The sequence below is a fragment of the Formosa undariae genome (assembly GCF_042427615.1).
Lineage (GTDB): Bacteria > Bacteroidota > Bacteroidia > Flavobacteriales > Flavobacteriaceae > Formosa > Formosa undariae.
In genome coordinates, this window is record NZ_JBHMEZ010000012.1 from 58,273 (window position 1) to 76,508 (window position 18,236).

An 18,236-nucleotide genomic window follows, 5' to 3' on the forward strand; every position below is an offset into this window, starting at 1 on the left:
CTGCTTGTGTATTTATTGTTTTTTATGGTCATATGGAATGCCATAATTAACATATAGGTTCGTATCGAATTTTTGTTGGGGCATTTCATAATTAATGATCTTCTTTAGGTAATTTTGCTAATTCTGCTGCTGCTGATAAAATGGTATCATTCTTCACATCTTTTATAACATGACCATCTTTTAAAACGATGGTTCTACTACTAAACGTAGCGATATCAGATTCGTGAGTTACGAAGGTTATTGTAATACCTTGTGTTTTATTTAACTCCTGAAATAGAGACATAATCTCGTAAGAGGTTCTCGTATCAAGATTTCCTGTAGCTTCATCGGCAAGAATCATAACCGGATTATTTACAAGTGCTCTTGCAATGGCTACACGCTGTTGTTGCCCTCCAGAAAGTTGCGACGGTGTATGATGTAAACGTTCACCTAAACCGACCATTTCAAGTGCTTTTATAGCACGTTCACGGCGTTCGCTATTCGATACTTTACTGTTGTATAATAAAGGTAATTCTACGTTTTCTATTGCTGAAGTACGCGCTAATAAGTTATAAGATTGAAAAATAAAACCAATTTTCTCGTTTCTAATCGTTGCCAATTCATTTCTAGATAGGTCTTTTACTTTTACGCTATCAATTTCATAGCCACCAGAAGATGGCTGATCTAAACAGCCTAGAATATTTAGCATCGTACTTTTTCCCGATCCACTAGATCCCATAATGGTTACGAACTCCCCTTCTTTAATAGTAAACGAAATTCCTTTTAAAGCATGAACCGTTTCGTTTCCCATAGTAAACTCACGCTTTAAATCTTCAATTTTTATGATGTCTTTTGTCATGATGCTTTTGGGTTTTATTATTTTCTTCCTGGTTTGGATGGCATAAATGGACTTCCGCTTGTGCCTCCGTCTCTAGAGGATTTTACACCTGCATCGGCTTTTAAAGCATATAGTACTTTATCCCCTTCATTAAGACCACTTAATATTTGAACATTTACACCATCGCTAGCACCAATTGTTACAGATTGTGGTTGTATTGAACCGTCTGGAGATTCTACCCAAACCTTAGTAGCTTTTTCTTTTTTAGTGTTTTGTCTTTCGCCAGTATTTGGTTTTGTAACAGTAAAATTATGTTGTGTATTATAGGCTTCTAAAGCAGCTAATTCTGGACGAAAGTTTATAGCTTTAGCTTCGGTAGTTAATACATCATTCAACTCTAAAGTATATATAGAAATGGTTGCTGTTAATCCTGGTTTTAGTTTTAAATCTGGATTATCGGCTTTAATTACTACGGTGTATGTTACAACGTTAGAAGTAACTGTAGGCGCCAAACGAACTTGCGTAACAACACCTTCAAAAGTTTCTCCAAGGTAAGCATCTACAGTGAAGGTTACACGTTGCCCTACTTCCACTTCTCCTATATCAGCTTCATCGACATCGGCTTCTACTTGCATTTCTTTTAAATCTTTTGCAATGGTAAATAACGTTGGTGTGCTTAAACTTGCCGCTACTGTTTGTCCTTCGTCTATGTCTCTAGATAATACGACTCCATCTATTGGCGAGTAAATATTGGCATATTCTAAATTTGTTCTCGACTTCTGTAAGTCGGATAATCGCTGAATGGCCGTACTTTTAGCAGTTTCGTAGTTAAAAACAGCGTCATCGAAATCCGATTTACTAATCACTTGTTTTGAGTACAAAGTATTTTGTCTGTCAAAAATAGTTTTCATATAATTACGTTGCGTCACAGCATTATCATAAGCTGCTTGCGCTTGTGTAGTTTCAGCTTTTAAATTGGTTTTATCCAATTCAGCAATAAGCTGTCCTTCTTTAACTTCGCTATTATAATCGACATATATTCTTTCGACCACACCAGAAACTTGCGTCCCCACTTCTACTTGTGTAATAGGCTCTATAGTCCCTGTTGCAGTAACCATAGTGGTTACACTTCCTTTCTGTACAGCTATTGTTTGTGCTGCAATTACATTAGTATCCTCTTTACTCATAAATATATAGGCGACTACTGCAAGTGCAATGATGACAATACTGATTATAATTATATTTTTTTTCGTTTTCATGTTGATTATAGTTTAATGTCGTTTCCTTGATAAAATTGAAGTAATTGGTGGTATAAAATGTTTAAATATTTAGCTTGAATATAATTCTGTTGGGCAGTAGTGTACGTATTCTGATTAATGATTAAATCTGTAGTACTTAAATCGCCTAATTCGTATTTGGTTTTAGCTAAAGTGTACGATTGCAATGCCGCTTCCTGCGAAGCTTCTGCAGCCATAAGTTGTTCTTGAGCCGACAATCCGTTTTGATAGGCCGTTTCTACTTTCTTAAAGATTTCCTTTTCTGTAGATTGCTTCTGAATTTCAGCCCGTTCAATATTTATCTCTGCTATTTTTACTGCAGATTTTGTTTCGTTTCTATTGAAAATCGGAATCGATAAATTCAACCCGACTTTCTGATTAAAATTCACATTCATCTGATCTGAAAAATTGATATCAGAAATACTTGTATATCCAGAACCCGCACTTCCTATTAAAGACAAGGTTGGCATATAAGCACCTTTGGCAATATCTAATTCCTTTTCATTTATAGCAATGTCTAACTTGCTAGTATTCATTTCTGGCAACACATTTAATGCTTTGTAATAGATATTCATTTTATCCATTTCAAGATTAACTAGCTCCATATCTTCTGCTATAGACTCCACTTCAATGGTGTCTAACGGTCCTAATTCTAACAATTGTTTTAGGGCAATTATGTATTGATGATAATTGTTTTTTGCCGTAATAACATTGTACTTATTAGTTGCTGCTTGCGATTGTGCTTCGGTATAATCGTTAAGTGCAATTGTACCCGCGTCTAGGCGTGCTTTAGAACGAATGACTTCTTTTTCTGAAGCTTCTAAATTATTTTCAGCAATAACGATATCCTCTTTAGTGAATAAAATTTGAAGGTAATTTTCTAAAATACTAACGATGATGTTATTCTTAGCTTCTTCAATTAAAAACTCATTTTGATCGAGAATTAATTTGTTTTGTTTGATCTGATTGGTTAACTGACTCCCTTGATACAGAGTCATCGCACTTGTAAATCCCAAGTTAGATGAGTAAATCTGATCGGTAACATAGTCACTAGTAATCGGATCAATGGTATTTCCATTGGAAAAATTCTGAGAAGCACTACCAAATAAATTTGGTAAACGCGCCGATTTTGCTTTATCGTAATTTACTTCAGATATGTCTTTACCTAAACCCGCATCTTTAACCGTGATGTTATTTTCTACGGCATACGTAATACAATCTTCTAACGACCATATTTTTGGTTCTGTAGTAGAATCGTTGGTTTGAGCCGAAGCTATAATCACAAAGAAAAAGCAAAATATGTGTGAAATTATTTTCATTGTTTTGAATGTGTTTATCAATTAACACTTCAAAGGTGAGATTCTATCGTCTCTATATAAAAGGCAATAGAAGTTTGCCCCTTTTCTCTATACGAAAACGGTTATTTTAACGATGAGATTTTTTAAGAACTGGATAAAAACAAAAAAGCCCTAGACGAACTAGAGCTTTTTTGATACTTTAAATTATATAGATGAATTAAAACGCAATCACCGTTTTACCGATACTTTTACCTGATTCTTGCATGCGATGTGCTTCCTTTAAATTGTCTACAGTAAAACCTTTAAGCGTGGTTGTTAATGTAGATTTCAGAGTTCCAGCATCTAGCAAATCGGCTATTGTATTCAATATCTCGTGTTGCTTTTCTATATCTTCTGTAGTGTACATTGAACGTGTATACATAAACTCGTAAGAAAACGTCACACTCTTATTTTTGAGTAGATTTAAATCTAAGGGTTTAGAACTCCCCGTTATAGAAACAATATGTCCTTGAGATTTTATAATTTCGGAAGCTAATTCCCAATAGCCTTCCAAATCGACGAAATCTAAAATATAGTTCACTTCAGGATGACCAATGTTCTGTAATTCTTCTTTTAAACGATGGTGATTCACCACAAAATCGGCTCCTAAATCCTTACACCATTGTATTGAATCTTCTCGAGATGCTGTTGCAATTACCGTAAGATTGGTTAACTTTTTAGCCAATTGAATCGCGATCGAACCTACTCCTCCGGCACCTGCCAATATTAAAACGGTTTTAGCTTTATCCCTTTCAGGATCAATTTTTATGCGATCGAAAAGAGATTCGTAAGCCGTTAAGGTTGTGAGTGGCATTGCGGCCGCTTGAGCATGAGTAAGCGATTTTGGTTTCTTTCCAACAATACGTTCATCAACAACTTGATATTCTGCATTACAGCCGTCTTTAGTAATATCTCCAGCATAATATACCTGATCTCCAACTTTAAATTTAGACGTTTTATCTCCTACAGCTTCTACCACTCCAGAGGCATCCCACCCAATAATTTTTGGAGTCTCTAAAGTTGTATCTTTTGCGGCATTTTGTCTGACTTTAAAATCGACTGGATTTACAGAAATCGCTTTTATTTTTACCAATAATTCGTATGCTTTTGGTGCTGGTTTCTCCGTGTCGAAAGCGATAAAACTATTTGTTTCTGTTATGGGTAATGATTGTTTAAATCCGATGGCTTTCATTTGGATGCGTTTTTAATTCTAATTATAAAATAGATTTGATCAGTCCACCTTCTACACGAATAGATGCGCCATTAGTGGCAGATGCCAACGGACTAGAATAATAGACAATAGTATTGGCAACTTCTTCTACTTCTGCAAAACGACTAATAAGAGACGTTGGGCGTTGCTCTTTAAAGAAGTCTTTTTCTACTTCATCTATAGATTTGTTTTCAGATTTCGATAAATCTTCAATAAACTGACTGATACCTTTAGATTTTGTTGGCCCAGGTAAAATTGAATTCACCGTTACATTTGTCCCTTTCGTTAATTCAGCCAAACCTCTACTCACCGCTAATTGTGCTGTTTTAGTCATCCCGTAATGAATCATTTCTTCGGGAATAAAAACGGCAGATTCACTCGATATAAAAATAACTCGTCCCCAGTTTTTAGCTAACATTTTAGGAAAGTAATGTCTAGACAAACGAATACCGCTCATAACATTTACTTCAAAAAACCGCAACCAATCTGCATCGCTAATATCTTCAAAAGGCATCGGTTCGAAAATCCCGGTGTTGTTTATTAGAATGTCTACCTCTGGAAGTTGTTCTAGTAACGCATCAATTTCATCTGATTTAGAAAAATCTGCAGCAATTCCAGATACATTTGCACTTTCTATTTTAGATTTCAGACTATTAACCGCATCGTCTACACGATCTTGATTTCTTCCGTTAATAACAACAGTGGCACCTTCAGTTAAAAAACGCTCTGCAGTGGCATAACCTATTCCTGCCGTAGAACCACTTATAAATACGACTTTATCTTTAAGCTTTAAATCCATTTTTCTTGTTTTTTAAAATCTACTTCTAACATTAAGAAAGCATCGTCATTTTATTAACGGTAAACGCATTGAGCTTACCTTCTGTTGCTTCTGTAAACGCCTTAAAATGAATTGTATTTAAGTGCCCTGTAAGCGCATCTTCATCATCCCAATTTTCATAAACCACAAAGCTATTTAAATCTGTATTATCTTGAAGTAAATTGTAATTAATGCACCCTTTATCGTTTAGAGAAGCCTCTACTAGTTTTAGAAGTTCTGCTTTTACAAATTCAGTGTTTTCTGTTTTCGCGATAATTGTAGCGACTATTGTTAATTGATTTTTCATGATATATATTTTACTATTAGAAAGTAATTGTCGTAATACTTATAATTTTGACAGAAAAGAGACTAATCATTTATAATGAAATTGATTAACGTCTATCTTAACTAGAGCTCTCGACAATCTAATTTTTATAGCTATAAATTTACAAGTAATTTCATCCACACGGAACCTTTTAAAACTTAAATCGGTCTTAAATTTTATTCACTATGAAATGGATTTCTTCAGTTTTATAACATCTTTTAAAAAGACGACAATCATGATGAGGATAAAAAAAGCAAACGGTAGAGAAGTTATAATAAGTAATTTTGACACCGTTCCCAAGACATCAATATCGGGTTTTACATTCCCCAGAAGCACTAAAGCGATGGTGGCTAATAATATAAAAACAGACCAAATAACACGATGTTTTTTATTCGGATCTTTAGACCCATTATCGGTGAACATACTCAGTACAAAAACCGCTGAATCTACAGAAGTTACTAAAAAACTAATGAGTAATAAAATGGTTGTTAGATTTAGGACAGCCGCAAATGGGTAATGTTGGAAGAACACAAAAATGGAAGAGAATACATTTCCAAATTCGTTAGAATAGGTCTCCATACCTGCAATTAGCTGAAATGCCGATGTACCAAATACAGAAAACCAAAAGAAGGTTCCCAAAGATGGAATAATTAAAACCCCCAGCAACAATTGGCGCAATGTGCGCCCTTTAGAGATTCGTGCAATAAAGATGCCTGTAAAAGGTGCCCAGGCCAACCAAAATGCCCAATAATAAAAGGTCCAGTCTGTTAAAAAGGTGATTCCAGGATTATAATCGCCTAAAGCCAGACTCATAGGAATAAAATCGATAATATAGTGAAACGTACTTTCTGCAAAGGCATTAAGAATCGCCAACATATCGCTCGTTACAAACACAAAAAGCAGAATGAATAGTGTGATTATAATGTTTAATTTAGAAAATAACTTGATACCTTTATTTACACCTTGCCACGCAGAATAACATGCAATACACGAAATTCCGATACACAATACTAGTATTGTTGTCAATCCTAAATCTGTTTTAAAAACATGATTTAATCCGCCTTTAATTTGAGTCGTTCCTAAACCAATTGCAGCTACGAGTCCGAAAACGGTAGTGATAATAGTAATCACATCTACCGATTTTCTTATTGTATTACTTTGTATTTCATCTTCTATCGTGGCGCTAATACGTACATGTTTACGTTTTACATAAAGTGCATATCCCACAACCATTGCAAAAAGGCCATAAAAGGCCCAAGCGGTTAAGCCCCATTGATAAAAGGTATACTCTAAGGCTAATGTTTCTGCTGATAAACCAGAAGCATATGGCGGATGTTGTTGCATAAATACAGGTTCTTGAACGGCACGTAACAAAATACCAGAGCCCATTCCTGCACTATATAACATGGCTGTCCATGCCCAAAGAGAATGTTCGGGTTTAGTATCAGGCTTTCCTAATTTTATAGTACCTAGCCGAGAAATAGCCACACCCAATAATAAAAGTACACATCCTAAACCGAGATACAGATAAAAATATCCGAAGTAATTTCTAACCCATAACGAGGCTTGCTCAATAGCGTTATAACTGGATTCTGTAGCAAAAAAAACGATTAATGTGCAGATAAATATGATTCCAATGGAAGCGATTAAGACGGCATGTTTTTGTAAAGACTTAATGATCAAACTTGATTATTTTTTTATTAAAAATAGGCAATTGTTTTAATACTCAAAATTCAAATTGATTTACGCCAATTATATAGCCAAGGTTTTACAGTATATAAGGTGCAAATAAAATAAAGAAGGTCATGTTTGATTTAGCTTAAGCCATTCTCCAAATAGCGATAAGTATCAGAATCAAAAAAAGTTTCTAATTATTTAAATATGAATATAAATAATCTAAGGTTTCAGAAAACAATTTATTTTTTCATTATTACCCTCTTCTTAAAAGAACTTGATTTTATAATTCCAAAATAAACATTAGTTACCCTATGGCACAAGGCACTTCTTTTATTCAGATTCTTTAGCTGAAAATCATTTGGAATGTTTACCTCCAAAATTGGTTTACCAGTTTATATTTTATTAAATTAACGCTCTATTAAATTGACAATAAACAAACATTAACTTATGAGTAATACATTAAAAGTCTTAGTCTCTGGAACCGGATTTGCAGGACAAGGTCATACGGACGCCTTTCGTGACGTTGGTGCCGAGGTGGTAGGAATTGTTGGAAGAACACCAAGTGTTGTCAAAGACGTCGCAAAGAAAATGAATATCCCCTACTTCGGGACAGATTGGCAACAAGCTCTTAAAGATTGTCAGCCAGATATTGTTTCAATTGCAACTCCTGGAGGTGCACACTACGAAACAATAACTCAAGCAATCGCATTTGGTTGTCATGTGTTTAGCGATAAACCTTTAACAGTAGATGGTGACTTAGCCAGAAAGTTGTATGAACTAGCCAAAGAAAAAAATGTAAAAACGGCATTCGCTTCGAGTTTTCGCTATATGCCATGTATTATTCATGCCAAACAATTAGTTGCAGAAGGGGTTATTGGAGAGCCTACTGAAGCTGAATTTATATCTCATTTTAATTTAGAACGTGAAATCCCTTTTGGATGGTCTCATAGAAAGGAAGATGGTGGCGGACGCTTAAACAATAATTTCACGCATATGATGTCTATTGCAACATCTGTAATTGGAGAAAATATACTGCAATTAATCGGTGAAGTACGCGACGATCTTGGAAAAGCACCTATAGTAGATGGCGTGCATAATTTTAAAACCAGAAGAGATCATATTCCAAAAAACCTAAACGATCCTAACCTGAAATGGGGAGATAGTAATGTAGAATGGTCGTATACTGTAATGGCTAAATTAGAAAGTGCATTTGCTACAAAACCAGTTTCGGTTTTATTCAAACACGGCGGACTAAACCCTAGGTTTAATGAAGATCATATAGTATTCTACGGTACAAAAGGAGCCATTTATATAAAAGGGCACTATGGCATGGGACCACTTTATATATACGAGGATAAAACATGGAAGGAACTACCTTTACCACAATCCATAATAGATGATCAACCAAAAGTAGAAGGAGATACAGAACGTAATTGGCAATATTTAGCTAGAGAATTTACAAAAGATATAAAAGGGGAAGAATTTAAACCATATCAATCCTTTAAAGAAGGAAGCCTATACCAACAACTTATCGATTTAATTAGAGAGAATAACAATTGGACAGATGTTAGTCAACTTCAATAAGATAAGTTATGGAGAATAACGCTATGACTTACGAGTACTTGGTTATTGCTGGGTACTTTTTACTTATTATTGGGATTGGTTTTACATTTAAAAACATGGCTAGTAAATCTACTAGTGATTACTTTCGCGGTGGTGGAAAAATGTTGTGGTGGATGGTCGGATCTACTGCGTTTATGATGCAATTTTCTGCTTGGACCTTTACTGGTGCCGCAGGAAAAGCGTTTACTGATGGATTTACAGTTTGTTTGGTGTTTTTAGCCAACACCTTTGCTTACTTCTGTGGATGGGCATATTTTGCACAACGCTTCAGGCAAATGCGAGTAGACACGCCAACAGAAGCTATAAAAGGTAGATTTGGACTACAAAATGAAAAATTTTTCTCCTGGGCCCTTATTGTATTTACTTTAATAAATGCAGGTATTTGGCTTAATGCACTTGGTGTCTTTACTAGTGCAGTTTTCGATGCAGATATTGGCACCACAATAATAGTAACGGGATTAACCGTCGTTTTTGTGTCTGTACTATCCGGTGCATGGGGCGTTGTAGCATCCGATTTTATGCAAACCTTAGTGGTTGCTGTCATTTCTATTGCTTGCGCTGTTGTCGCCTTAGTTAAAGTGGGCGGACCGGTGGAACTGGTGTCTAAATACCCTTCAGATTTTATTATGGGTCCAGACATGAATTATGGACTCATATTAGTAGGAACCTTTGTGTTCTTCTTAGCCAAGCAATTAATTACCATAATGAATATGCACGACGCCTTTCGTTTCTTAAATGCTAAAGATTCTAAAAATGCTAAAAAAGCATCTTTATTAGCTATGATTCTTATGGGATTGGGGAGTATTATTTGGTTTATTCCACCCTGGGCATCGGCCATTTTATATCCAGATGCGGCTTCAGCCTATCCAGAATTAGGAAGCAAAGCTGGAGATGCGATTTACTTAATATTTACGCGGAATGTAATGCCCGTAGGAACAGTCGGTTTATTACTAGCCGGATTATTTGCGGCGACCATGTCGTCTATGGATTCTGCCTTAAACAAAAACACAGGTATTCTTGTACGTAGTATTTATCAGCCTTTTTTAAGAAAAAGAGGAAAAGAAGTAGACGATAAAAAACTATTACGCCTGAGTATGGTCTTGAGTTTTATCAGTGGTATTTTAGTTATTGCTATGGCTTTATTCTTTAAATCCCTTAAAGGGTATAGTCTTTTTGATTTAATGATGTCACTTTCAGCCATGATTCAAGTCCCCTTATTAATACCACTTCTTCTAGGTCTTTTTATAAAAAAAACACCAAAATGGGCACCTTGGGCAACCGTTATCCTTGGGCTATGTATCTCTTGGTTAATGACGAGTGTGATTACTCCAAATGTCTTTGCGGGTTGGATTGGAATCCCTGACTTTACAGCAAGAGAAGACACAGATATGAATTTAATACTAACACTAGGTGCACACGTATTTATAACCGGAGGCTTTTTCTGCTTAACCTCATTATTCTACAAAGAAGCTAAAGATGATAATAAACTAGAAACAGAACACTTTTTCAAATTATTTGAAACCCCTGTTATTGCGGCAGACGACCAAGATAAATTTGATCAACAACAACGGAATAAGTTAGGCACTATGGTTATGATTATGGGTGCTGGTATTTTCTTAATGGTACTCATTCCCAATCCGCTATGGGGAAAACTAATCTTTGCCGTCTGTTCACTTATAATCTCAGGAATTGGCTATGTTTTAAAGCGTAGCTCAAAGATAACTTAAGGGTAAAACAATCAACAAAATACTTGAATAATGAAAATTCATATTTTAAATTTATAGAAAAATACTAATGGTATTAAATCTATTTGAAATACAGTTTATACCACATTAATAAAAAAACACAGTTTGAATACATGAAAATAGTTGATATAAAAATATTTGTAAGTAACCCTGGCCGTAATTTTGTCACGGTAAAAATAGAAACCGACGAAGGTGTTTTTGGTTTGGGTGATGCCACACTAAATGGCCGAGAACTGGCTGTGGTTGCGTATTTAGAAGAACATATTAAACCGTGTCTAATAGGCAGAGATCCACATAAAATTGAAGACATCTGGCAATATTTATACAAAGGGTGTTACTGGAGACGCGGTCCGATAACCATGACAGCCATTGCGGGAATAGACATGGCACTTTGGGATATTAAGGGAAAAGTAGCAGGTTTACCTGTTTACGACCTATTAGGAGGAAAAAGCCGCGAAAAAATTAGAGTTTACGGTCATGCGAATGGTCAAGATATCGATGACACTTTACATCATTTAGACCATTTAATTTCCGAAGGCTATAATGCCGTAAGGTTGCAATGCGCCATACCTGGACTTGAAGGCACGTATGGTACTTTAGCTGGTAAAAAGGATTATTTTGAATTACAAAGCGATAGACCTTTACCTCCTGAACAACTTTGGGACACCAAAGCCTATTTAGATTTTGTTCCTGAATTATTTAAGAAAGCGAGAGAAAAATATGGTAATAGTGTCGATTTATTACATGATACCCACAGCCGTTTAACCCCTATTGAAGCTGCACGATTAGGTAAAATGCTTGAACCTTATAATCTATTATTTTTAGAAGATAGCGTGACTGCCGAAAACCAAACGGGTTATAAATATGTGCGTGAACATACGACGACACCACTTGCTGTAGGTGAAATTTTTAATTCGATTTGGGATGCAAAAGAACTTATCGAAAATCAGTATATAGATTATTTACGAACAGCAGCCACACATGCAGGAGGTATTACACCAATGCGACGCATGGCAGATTTTGCTTCGCTTTACCATGTTAGAACGGCACCACACGGTCCACCAGATATATCTCCAATAGGTCACGCTGCTCATGCTCATTTAAATTCATGGACACCAAACTTTGGAATACAAGAATTTATTGGTTTTGGAGGCGAAGCTTTAAACAGTGTTTTTAAATATCCGATGACCTTTGAACATGGTCATTTAATTGTTAATGACACACCAGGATTAGGTGTTGAATTTGATGAAAAAGCAGCTGAGCAATATCCATACAAACGATCTTATTTACCTGTAAGTCGCTTAAAAGACGGCACGTTGTGGAATTGGTAGATGGTTGATAGTTGAAGGATTACGGTAATTAGTTAGGAATAGGATAAAAATCCTTAGTTTGCCGTCTTCCTTAATGTAGTTGTTTAAAAGGCTTTCGACTCCGCTCTAGCAGCCTATTAGGGCATAATAGATGTTGCTTGACGGCCTTAACCTAAATTTAGTTTGGGGTGGCATTCTTAGAATCTCATAAGTTAAATAGTTTGACTACTTGTGAGATGCTGAAACACGTTCAGCATGACGCGCGTTTAATAACATATTACAGGCAATCAATAAAATAAATTGCTAGAATTAGCCCATAAAAAAGCACGAACCTCTATTGAGATTCGTGCTTTTTTATATCATCTAATATATTCTTAAAACAGACGTATTATGCTGTTTCAGCAATACGTTTAGATTTTCTATATGTGTATTTAGGAAAAATACTACGTTTTGCAAAACGAGTTATTTTATCACTATTAACCATTTTTATATATACTGGTTTTGTAACTCCGAAATATTCGTAAGTCTCACCATCTACAAAAGTAACTTCTAAAACTAAACTGTTCCACTGAAAATCTGCAACACCAGAATTAATCGTTTCGTTATAAACCTCTTTATTGGCTTCTCTAGTTTCAGGAGCAATACTCACTAAAAAATGGTAACCATCTGTAATTTTACGTGTTTTAGCTTCAGCTTCTTCCACTAACGGATCTCCTGCTTGAAATTTATCTGGATGCCATTCCTTTGCAAGATTGCGATACTGCTTCTTTAAAGTCTTTAAATCAGCGCTTTTATCAACCTCAAAAAGTTTTCTGTATTCCGTTATGCGTTTCATATTCAATTATTTTTTGAAGGCGCAAAAGTACATTTTAATTTTATAGTATACATCATCTTTTGTAAATAAAAAACAACTATAAATCAGCAGGTTACTAAATGGTTACTTCTAAATTAAATCTACAATATATAAATACGAACTTTTTTCTTTTTAAGTCGTGAATTATTTAGGGTTGAGACCAAGTTGTCCGCCATACTTTTAGGTACAGCAACGAAGGCGCAATCTTGTTTAAGTTCTATATCTCCCAACTGATCTTTTGTTAATCCACCTTGCTTAAAGAATAATCCAGCAATATCTCCTTTCGAAATTTTATCTTTTCGTCCGCCAGAAATAAATAACGTCTCCCAAAACTGAGGTTTATACGTCACTTTCTTAGAGATGTCCATCGGTTTACCTTTCTCGATAAATTCTGGTAATTGTTCATTATTCCACTTTAAAACATAAGCGGTTCCTTTTGCATTTACACGAGCAGTCCTTCCGTTTCTATGTGTAAACTCTTCTTTTGCATGAGGCAATTCATAATGAATAATAAAATCTAATTCAGGAATATCAATACCACGAGCAGCCAAATCGGTTGCTAATAATACTTGACTGGTTCCATTTCTAAAGGTAATTAAAGCACGCTCACGATCTTTTTGTTCCATACCTCCAGAGAAGCAAGAATGACTGATTCTTTTTTTCCGAAGTGCTTCACTTACATTTTCGATACTATCTCTTAGATTACAAAAGATGATCCCTTGCTTATTTCCGATATGCAGCAATAAATCTATAAGGGTTTGTTCCTTATCTTGAGTTGGAGACACTACCGTTTTAATGGTTAATTTTGAAGGTACTTTGGCATCTAAAAAATCTATGATTACGGGTTGATGTAGATTAACGAAATTCGGAATTTTCACGCCTTGAGTTGCTGAGGTTAACACGCGTCTGTTAATATTTGGCAACTGTGTTAAAATACCACGCATTTCCTCTTCAAAACCTTGTTCTAAAGATTTATCGAACTCATCTAAAATCAGATTCAAAATAGATTCTCTAGAAAAACGATTCGCACTAAAGTGATCTAAAATACGTCCTGGCGTTCCAATAAGAATAGCAGGTGTGTGTTTAAGTTCTATTTTATCCTTAGACATTGGACGTCCGCCGTACACAGCATTCACCTTAAATCCAGTTCCCATTTCACGAATCACTTGCTCTATTTGAATTGCTAATTCTCGAGTTGGGACTACAATCAATGCTTGTACTTCGCCCACTTCAGGATCTAACATTTTTATTATAGGTAACAAAAATGCTAAGGTTTTCCCTGTTCCTGTTGGAGAAAGTATAATGGTATTTGTTGCGTTTTCAATAGCCAAGAGCGCATCTTCCTGCATCGGGTTTAACGCTTTGATATTTAATTTATTTAAAATATCCTGTTGTTCTTTTAAAAAATTTGCCATTGAAATTATTTGTTTTTTTTCTTTTTAGACGTTTCTTCTTTGGTAACAACTGCTGCGTTTTGAAGTATGTATTGAGCCAAAATTTTATCGACCAATTCGTCTTTTGTTAAGTGGTGAAACGTGGTATGAATCTTATTTCTAAACGTTTCAGAAACATCGCGATTAGGCTTTGTTTTAAATATTTTATTTGCCCAAATTAAGGCATTACTTTCTTCGATAGTCTGCGCATCTGCCTTCTTAAGTTCAGAAAAAGATATACCTAATTCATTCTCAAAATCTGCAATATCTTTTACTTCTTCTTCTTGTAGAATAGTTAATGATAAGCCCTTTGCTCCTGCTCTAGCGGTTCTACCACTACGGTGTACATAAGTATCGTAAACATCTGGTAAATGGTAATTAATAACAAATGCCACATCTTTTACATCAATTCCACGTGCAGCCAAATCTGTTGCAACCAAAAGATCGATATAACCTTCTCTAAATTGCCCCATAACACGGTCACGAATACCTTGTGTTAAACTCCCGTGAATGGCTCCAGATGAAAATTTATTTATCGCTAAATTTTTAGCTAATTTGTTAACTGCTGCTTTTGTTTTACAGAAAATAATACCACGTTGTCCTTCTTTTGATTTTAAGAAATGAAGTAAAACTTCTAGTTTTTCTATAGGTTCTACAACAATATATTGATGATCGATGCCTTGATGACCAACGGTTTCCATATCTGCTTCTACCTGAACCACATGTTTAGACATATAGTTCTGAATGAGTTGCTTTATGGTTCCTGGCATAGTCGCTGTAAACAACAATGTGCGACGTGATTTCGGAATTTCCTTGATTATAAGATCTAAATCTTCCTTAAGTGCACTTACCATTTCATCGGCTTCATCTAAAACAAAATGAGAAATGTGTTTAATATCTATGGCATTACGCTTTACCAGGTCGACCAAACGTCCCGGTGTTGCTATAACAATCTGAGTTGGTGTTTTTAAACGTTCTATTTGAGGTTTTATAGGGATTCCTCCGCATACTGAAGCGATAGAAATTTCAGAACTATGAGACGCTAAATCTGATAAATTAGCGAATATTTGCTGTCCTAATTCTCGTGTTGGCGCTAAAATTAACGCTTGTATATTGGTATTATCTGTGTCTATTAATTGTAATAAAGGTAGTCCGAAAGCGGCTGTTTTACCTGTTCCTGTTTTCGCTAAAGCAACAACGTCTTTAGTTTCATTTAAAATTAACGGAATGGTTTTGGTTTGAATATCTGTAGGTACAGTAATCTTTAAATCGGTTAAACTTTGTAATAAAGCTTCTTGTATTCCTAATTCAGAAAAGGATTTTGACATAATGTAATTTTCGGCAAAGATAACGACACTTTTCTCGGGAATGGTGGCAATTTTAATTTATTCGAATTTCAGCGTAATAATAGTAGCTATATCAACTTCATTTCATTACTATTTCTATATGAATTACCCTTTTAAAATAGCTTAAATCAACTTCTTTAATGTAGTCTTAATGTGCTATTTTTTAATATAAAAAAGGCCTGTTTAATTAAAAACAAGCCTTTAAACACTATTAATTGAACCTGATAACAGGCGTAATACTGGGAGGTATTTATAATTTAATCTTTAGAAGGTTTACCTTTTGGTTTTGGTGCTTCTTTCAATTCTTTAAGCGTAAGAAATCCATCTTCATCTGTATCGATATCACTAAAATGCTCTTTTAAAGGGCCTTTAATTTCATCTTCAGATAATTTACCATCTTCATTTGCATCCATTTTCTGTATCAATTCTTCAGCTATAGGCGGTTCTTTTCTATCGCCTTTATCTTGAGCACTCATAGATTGAACACTGCAAATACTTACAAATGCAATTCCTAATACGGTTTTAATAATATTTGTTTTCATAATTATTATATATTTATTTTACACTACAAAGTTCTGCATTACTTGTTTACCTTTTTAAGGTATTCAATGAGTAGTACACTCTTTTAAGTGAATACGTTAAATACTTAGGTAAAAGCCTGTTTACACCTGTAGAATCCGACTTAAATTAGCTATCCATTCATTTTAAATTACCTTAATTTGTATCTTATTACAGAAATTGCAACGAGAAAAATTACACATGAACAAATTAAAACGCTTTAGTTTTCAGATAGGATTACTTCTAATTATATGGCTTGTATTGTGGTCTGGGCAAGATTGGGTCAATCATTTTTTACTTCAAAATATTTCTGCTTTCATAGCTCAAATACTGTTGATTCTCCTTCTTATTTATGTAGCGGCTCCTAAGTTTTTATTCACTAAAAAATACGTCACGTTTATTGGTGTTTCTATCTTAGCCATCTTATTAGTCACGCTTATAGCCTCTTTTTTTATATCTCAAAATGGAATGCCATTTCCAAGACCACGAGAATCTGGTCCTGGTCCGTTACCACGCAGGCCTCCAGAAATGTATTTAACCCAAGCTTTACTTATTGCTTTGGCTTATGTATTGGCAGTTGTTGTTGAAGTCGTATTTCATAATCAGAAAAATGAAGAAGCTCTTATAAAAAGTCAAGCCGAAAATTTAAACACAGAACTTAAATTATTAAAATCTCAGATTAATCCGCATTTCTTATTTAATGCATTAAACAATATTTATGCGTTATCAGGCATAGACACCACAAAAACACAGCAAAGTATTAGTTACCTGTCGGATATGTTGCGTTATGTACTCTATGAATGCGAACAACCACAAGTAACGCTTCAGAAAGAGATGGATTATATCGATAATTACATCAAACTATTCCGCCTAAAAAGCAGTAAAACCTATCCGATAACCACAAATTTCAAGGTAGCGAATCCCAATATTATGGTTTCTCCTATGCTTTTAATTCCGTTTATAGAAAATGCATTTAAACATTCTAATATTGAAAAGATAATCGATACATTTATCACAATTGACTTAGAAACTTCTGCAAATACCATTCAATTTGAAATTAGAAACAGCATCCCTGAATCTCCCATTAACAAAGATGAATTAGGTGGTATTGGTTTAGAAAATGTAAAAAAGCGTTTACTTATTATTTATCCGAATGCACACGATTTAAAAATTACCACAATAAACAATACCTTTAGTGTGTCCTTAAAATTAGAACAACATGTATAAGTGTATAATAATAGACGACGAAGAACTTGCAAGAGCCTTATTAGAAAGCTATGTAAACAAGTTAGATTTTTTGGAATTAGAAGGTAGTTTTGAAAATCCTTTAGAGGCTATGCCCCTTATAAAAAGTAAGGCTATCGATATTATTTTTCTCGATATTCAAATGCCTGATTTGAAAGGGACAGATTTTGCAAAATTAATTCCTGACGAAACAAAAGTCATTTTCACCACCGCTTATTCCGAATATGCGTTACAAGGATTTGAACTTAATGCTTTAGATTATTTATTAAAACCGATTACTTTCGAGCGTTTTTTAAAGGCTGTAAATAAGCTGAAACCAGATAGTGTTGAATCCCCTATTGCTGAATTTATTACCGTAAAATCAGGATACGATTTGCATAAAATTAAACTCGTAGATATCAATTATATTGAAAGTGATAGCGAATATGTCGTATTTCATCTTGATAACCGAAAAATAATGAGTTATCAGACCTTAAAATCACTTGAAAAATCCTTACCTAAATCACTTTTTATACGCGTTCATCGCTCGTATATCGTAAATAAGTTACAAGTGACTGGCTTAAAAGGAAGAGACTTAATTTTAAATGCAACTACCATTCCAGTAAGTGATTCGTATTACGATACGGTAAAAAACACCTTATTTTAAATAGTAATTTATAAGGT

Annotated in this window: 16 protein-coding genes; 5 read left to right on the forward strand and 11 right to left on the reverse strand. The window is 34.6% G+C overall.

What is annotated here, in order from left to right; genetic code table 11:
- Positions 1–91: 91 nt before the first annotated feature.
- The 7 genes from ACFFVB_RS11235 to ACFFVB_RS11265 all read right to left on the reverse strand — a co-directional run bounded on the left by ACFFVB_RS11235 (position 92) and on the right by ACFFVB_RS11265 (position 7,466).
- Positions 92–838, reverse strand: a complete 747-nt coding sequence (locus ACFFVB_RS11235) for an ABC transporter ATP-binding protein (RefSeq protein ID WP_382382871.1) — start codon at positions 836–838, stop codon at positions 92–94.
- Positions 839–855: 17 nt separating this feature from the next.
- Positions 856–2,082: an efflux RND transporter periplasmic adaptor subunit gene (locus ACFFVB_RS11240; protein ID WP_382383861.1), complete on the reverse strand. Its 1,227-nt coding sequence runs from the start codon at positions 2,080–2,082 to the stop codon at positions 856–858.
- Entirely contained in the window at positions 2,082–3,413 is a 1,332-nt protein-coding gene (locus ACFFVB_RS11245; RefSeq protein ID WP_382382873.1) for a TolC family protein, read from the reverse strand. Before ACFFVB_RS11245 ends, ACFFVB_RS11240 begins: the two co-directional genes overlap by 1 nt.
- Positions 3,414–3,609: 196 nt before the next feature.
- Entirely contained in the window at positions 3,610–4,623 is a 1,014-nt protein-coding gene (locus tag ACFFVB_RS11250) for a zinc-binding alcohol dehydrogenase family protein (protein WP_382382875.1), read from the reverse strand.
- A gap of 22 nt (positions 4,624–4,645) precedes the next feature.
- Positions 4,646–5,440, reverse strand: a complete 795-nt coding sequence (locus ACFFVB_RS11255; RefSeq protein WP_382382876.1) for an SDR family NAD(P)-dependent oxidoreductase — start codon at positions 5,438–5,440, stop codon at positions 4,646–4,648.
- Between the two features lie 31 nt (positions 5,441–5,471).
- The gene (locus ACFFVB_RS11260) at positions 5,472–5,765 is read right to left on the reverse strand and encodes a putative quinol monooxygenase (RefSeq protein ID WP_382382877.1); all 294 of its coding nucleotides are present in this window, start codon (positions 5,763–5,765) and stop codon (positions 5,472–5,474) included.
- A gap of 201 nt (positions 5,766–5,966) precedes the next feature.
- On the reverse strand, positions 5,967–7,466 hold the full coding sequence (locus ACFFVB_RS11265; RefSeq protein ID WP_382382878.1) for a BCCT family transporter: 1,500 nt from the start codon (positions 7,464–7,466) through the stop codon (positions 5,967–5,969).
- 441 nt (positions 7,467–7,907) lie between these two features.
- Between ACFFVB_RS11265 and ACFFVB_RS11270 the strand changes: the two genes are divergently transcribed.
- The 3 genes from ACFFVB_RS11270 (at position 7,908) to manD (ending at position 12,159) form a co-directional block, all read left to right on the forward strand.
- Complete coding sequence (locus tag ACFFVB_RS11270) at positions 7,908–9,044, forward strand: Gfo/Idh/MocA family protein (protein ID WP_382382879.1); 1,137 nt, start codon at positions 7,908–7,910, stop codon at positions 9,042–9,044.
- Positions 9,045–9,052: 8 nt separating this feature from the next.
- Positions 9,053–10,810: a sodium:solute symporter family transporter gene (locus tag ACFFVB_RS11275; RefSeq protein WP_382382880.1), complete on the forward strand. Its 1,758-nt coding sequence runs from the start codon at positions 9,053–9,055 to the stop codon at positions 10,808–10,810.
- Positions 10,811–10,941: 131 nt separating this feature from the next.
- On the forward strand, positions 10,942–12,159 hold the full coding sequence (manD, locus tag ACFFVB_RS11280; RefSeq protein WP_382382881.1) for a D-mannonate dehydratase ManD: 1,218 nt from the start codon (positions 10,942–10,944) through the stop codon (positions 12,157–12,159).
- 367 nt (positions 12,160–12,526) lie between these two features.
- On the opposite strand, the gene ACFFVB_RS11285 is transcribed toward manD, so the two are convergent.
- From ACFFVB_RS11285 to ACFFVB_RS11300, 4 genes are all read right to left on the reverse strand, one after another.
- Complete coding sequence (locus ACFFVB_RS11285) at positions 12,527–12,973, reverse strand: KTSC domain-containing protein (RefSeq protein ID WP_382382883.1); 447 nt, start codon at positions 12,971–12,973, stop codon at positions 12,527–12,529.
- A 119-nt stretch (positions 12,974–13,092) separates the two neighbouring features.
- Positions 13,093–14,406 (reverse strand): DEAD/DEAH box helicase, encoded by a 1,314-nt coding sequence (locus tag ACFFVB_RS11290; RefSeq protein WP_382382884.1) that lies wholly within the window; start codon positions 14,404–14,406, stop codon positions 13,093–13,095.
- 5 nt (positions 14,407–14,411) lie between these two features.
- Entirely contained in the window at positions 14,412–15,752 is a 1,341-nt protein-coding gene (locus ACFFVB_RS11295; RefSeq protein WP_382382886.1) for a DEAD/DEAH box helicase, read from the reverse strand.
- A gap of 275 nt (positions 15,753–16,027) precedes the next feature.
- Positions 16,028–16,312 carry an EF-hand domain-containing protein gene (locus ACFFVB_RS11300; RefSeq protein WP_382382888.1) on the reverse strand — a complete coding sequence of 95 codons (285 nt, stop codon included), beginning with the start codon at positions 16,310–16,312 and terminating at the stop codon, positions 16,028–16,030.
- A 217-nt stretch (positions 16,313–16,529) separates the two neighbouring features.
- Between ACFFVB_RS11300 and ACFFVB_RS11305 the strand changes: the two genes are divergently transcribed.
- Both ACFFVB_RS11305 and ACFFVB_RS11310 read left to right on the forward strand, forming a co-directional pair.
- Positions 16,530–17,555, forward strand: a complete 1,026-nt coding sequence (locus tag ACFFVB_RS11305) for a sensor histidine kinase (protein ID WP_382382890.1) — start codon at positions 16,530–16,532, stop codon at positions 17,553–17,555.
- The gene (locus tag ACFFVB_RS11310) at positions 17,548–18,219 is read left to right on the forward strand and encodes a LytR/AlgR family response regulator transcription factor (RefSeq protein WP_382382892.1); all 672 of its coding nucleotides are present in this window, start codon (positions 17,548–17,550) and stop codon (positions 18,217–18,219) included. Before ACFFVB_RS11305 ends, ACFFVB_RS11310 begins: the two co-directional genes overlap by 8 nt.
- The last annotated feature ends 17 nt before the right edge of the window (positions 18,220–18,236 follow it).